This is a genomic window from Luteibacter sp. P4_D7_3, from assembly GCF_056401735.1.
In genome coordinates this window covers 1-2,353 of the sequence record NZ_JBFUIT010000455.1, presented here as the reverse complement: position 1 = coordinate 2,353, position 2,353 = coordinate 1, and the positions used below count along the sequence as shown (strand labels likewise).

Below are 2,353 nucleotides of genomic sequence, written 5' to 3'. Positions count from 1 at the left end.
CTGCTGGGACAACGCCGTGATCGAGAGGATCTTCAAGACGCTCAAGTACGAGTGGGTACCTGAAGGAGGCTACGCATCTATCGCCGAGGCCGAGAAGGAGCTGACCGACTTTCTGATCTACTACAACCTAGAACGGCAACACTCGCGACTAAACGACATCCCGCCAGTGCTCTTCGAGCAACTGGCGGCTCAGGCTCCTACACCGGTGTCCAGAAAAGCTTGACCACTGCAATGTATCGGCGATCCCTGCGAAGCCCGGCGACCATGCGCGCCGATGAATCGGCTCCCACAAGGGAGCCGATTTTTTTTAGCCGCGGCCTAACAACGTACGCAAGTCGATGATCGCCGCGTTGGCGCGCGAGATGTAGTTCGCCATCACCAGCGAGTGGTTCGCGAAGAAGCCGAACGGCGAGCCGTTGAGGACCACCGGGCTACCCAGCGCCTTCTGCGATTCTTCCAGTTCGCGAATGACTTGCTGCAGGCTCGCATCCGCGTTCTTGCTGCGAAGGATCGGCGCGAAGTCGTGGCGAATCGCCTTCAGCTGCTCCAGCAAGGCCCACGTATATCCGCGCGCTTCATAGAAGTTGTCGTCGATCTTGTTCCAGGGCGTCTTCACGTATACCGCCTTGGATGGCCCCACCTTGCCGGAGACATCGGCGTTGGGCGCCGCATCCACCTTGAGCTGGCCGACGCTCGCCGAAAGCCGCTGCGACAGCGAGCCCAGACGGGCCGACACGGTCTGCAGGTAATCGGCAAGGTTGTCGGCACGTGCGTAGAAGTGCGCGTTGGCGTCCTCGGCGTCGCTGAGACGGACGAGGTATTTCTCCAGGTCGTCCGTCGCCTTGCCGTATTGCGATTCGGAACTCGGCAGCAGCCAGCGATCGTTGGGGCTGTTGAGTAACGGGTCGGCCTCACCGAGATCCTTGTCTTCGGTGGACTGCGTTTGCGAGCGACTGAAGCTATTGCGAAGCGCTTGCGCGAGATCGCGCGAGGCCATCAGCGAGCCGAATTCCCAGTTGGGAATGTTGTCCATGAACACGCCAGGCGGCAGCTTGTCGTTGCTCAGGTAACCGCCACGCTTATCCATCAGCGTATTCACCGATTCGATCAGCGTGTACGTGGTCACCGCACCGGTAGCCATCGGCCGGCCGATCTCCTTCATGTGCGCCGTGGTCACCGTGACCGGATCGAATTGCTCGGGCTCCTTGTCCCACCACCACATGGTGATGAGCACCCACAGGATGAGAAGCGCGATCACGACCGCCACGGTGAGGCTGATCGGGTTGCGCCGACGACGGGTCGGCGACGGTGACGGGGCGGCGTTCGCGTTCATGCCTGTCCTTTATGTGGGGGAACGTGAGGGCTTAGCTTACCCCGCCGGTGCCGGGCGGACCTTTACGAATATTCTCGGTAGGTCCGGTAACACGGGGTGAAGGGTGCCGCGCCCCTTGTAGGAGCCGATTCATCGGCGATCCCGCGGCAGCGGGCCAGGCTGCCGCAAGCACCCATCGCCGCTGAAGCGGCTCCCACATGAAAGATCGCCGATGAATCGGCTCCTACCGAGCGGGCCGACGCAAGTCGACGCGGGACGACGTGGGACCTCAGGCCTTTTGGTAGACCTCGCTGCCCTGGGCGCGGAATTCGAGGGATTTCTCTTCCATACCGGCGGAGGCTTCCATGCCGGCGGCGTAGTCGCGGACGTCCTGGGTGATTTTCATCGAGCAGAACTTCGGGCCGCACATGGAGCAGAAATGCGCCGACTTGTGCGCGTCCTTGGGCATGGTCTCGTCGTGGAATTCGCGTGCCTTGTCGGGATCGAGACCGAGGTTGAACTGGTCGTCCCAGCGGAATTCGAAGCGCGCCTTCGACAGCGCGTTGTCGCGCACCTGTGCACCGGGATGGCCCTTGGCCAGGTYCGCGGCATGCGCGGCGATCTTGTACGCGATGATGCCGTCGCGGACATCCTGCCGGTTCGGCAGGCCAAGGTGTTCCTTGGGCGTGACATAACAGAGCATGGCCGTGCCGAACCAGCCGATCATCGCCGCGCCGATCGCGCTGGTGATGTGGTCGTAGCCCGGCGCGATATCCGTGGYCAGAGGGCCCAGCGTGTAGAACGGCGCCTCGTCGCATACCGCCAGCTGACGATCCATGTTTTCCTTGATCAGGTGCATCGGCACGTGCCCGGGACCTTCGATCATGGTCTGCACGTCATGCTTCCAGGCCAGTTTGGTCAGTTCGCCCAATGTGTCGAGTTCACCGAACTGCGCGGCGTCGTTGGYGTCGGCGATGCAGCCCGGACGCAGGCCATCGCCGAGGCTGAAGGACACGTCATAGGCCGGACACGTCATAGGCC

At 62.3% G+C, this 2,353-nt stretch carries 3 protein-coding genes; 1 reads left to right on the top strand and 2 read right to left on the bottom strand.

Translation table 11 applies throughout. The features are described 5' to 3' along the window. Nucleotides 1-223 (top strand): integrase core domain-containing protein (locus AC1DSN_RS21430; protein ID WP_477297611.1); only part of this gene is annotated, 223 nt, incomplete at its 5' end. Nucleotides 224-307: 84 nt separating this feature from the next. On the opposite strand, the gene AC1DSN_RS21425 is transcribed toward AC1DSN_RS21430, so the two are convergent. Then, on the bottom strand, nt 308-1,333 hold the full coding sequence (locus tag AC1DSN_RS21425; protein ID WP_477297613.1) for a DUF2333 family protein: 1,026 nt from the start codon (nt 1,331-1,333) through the stop codon (nt 308-310). Between the two features lie 268 nt (nt 1,334-1,601). Beyond that, nucleotides 1,602-2,353, bottom strand: a 752-nt coding sequence (locus AC1DSN_RS21420) for a phosphomethylpyrimidine synthase ThiC (RefSeq protein ID WP_477332759.1), incomplete at its 5' end; no start/stop codon positions are given.